This window comes from Cellulomonas telluris, from assembly GCF_004886325.1.
In the GTDB taxonomy this organism is placed as follows: domain Bacteria; phylum Actinomycetota; class Actinomycetes; order Actinomycetales; family Cellulomonadaceae; genus Cellulomonas; species Cellulomonas telluris.
Map to the genome: position 1 here is coordinate 1 of NZ_QXFN01000017.1, position 720 is coordinate 720.

At 67.2% G+C, this 720-nt stretch carries 1 protein-coding gene and 1 pseudogene; both read right to left on the reverse strand.

Annotated elements, in window-relative coordinates:
• Positions 1–343 (reverse strand): annotated as a pseudogene (locus tag FB586_RS18490) (alpha-ketoacid dehydrogenase subunit beta); the annotation flags it as partial.
• Positions 343–720 (reverse strand): thiamine pyrophosphate-dependent enzyme (locus FB586_RS18495; RefSeq protein WP_246036988.1); only part of this gene is annotated, 378 nt, incomplete at its 5' end. The gene FB586_RS18495 and the pseudogene FB586_RS18490, both read right to left, overlap by 1 nt.

Below are 720 nucleotides of genomic sequence, written 5' to 3' on the forward strand. Positions count from 1 at the left end.
TCGGCATCTTCACCTTGCCCTGCGAGCGGTAGGTGTACTTCGCGACCTGGCACACGATCTGGTCGTAGGCGGGGTAGACGAAGCCGTCGAACTGGATCTCGATGACGGGGCGGTAGCCGCGCAGCGCCATGCCGACCGCGGTGCCGACGATGCCGGACTCCGCGAGCGGGCTGTCGATCACGCGGTCCTCGCCGAAGTCCTTCTGCAGGCCGTCGGTGATCCGGAAGACGCCGCCGAGCTTGCCGACGTCCTCACCCATGAGCAGGACCTTGTCGTCGGCCTCCATCGCCTTGCGCAGGCCCATGTTGAGGCCCTTGGCCAGAGTGATCTTCTGCGTGCTCATCAGTGGCTCCCCTCGAAGGACGCGAGGTAGGCGGCGAACTCGTCGCGCTGGGCGGCGATCTCGTCGGTCATCTCGCTGAAGACGTAGCCGAACTGGTCGAGCGGCTTGGGGTCGGGCAGCGCCTTGCAGCCCTCGCGGAGGTGGTGGCCCATCTCCTTGGCCTCGGCGTCGAGGTCGTCGAAGAACTGCTGGTCGACCAGGCCGTTGCGACGCAGGTAGACCTTGAGCCGCTCGATCGGGTCCTTGAGCTTCCAGTGCTCGAGCTCGTCGTTGAGGCGGTAGCGCGTCGGGTCGTCGGTCGTGGTGTGCGCGCCCATGCGATAGGTGTAGGCCTCGACGAACGACGGGCCGTTGCCCTCGCGCGCGCGCTGGAGCGC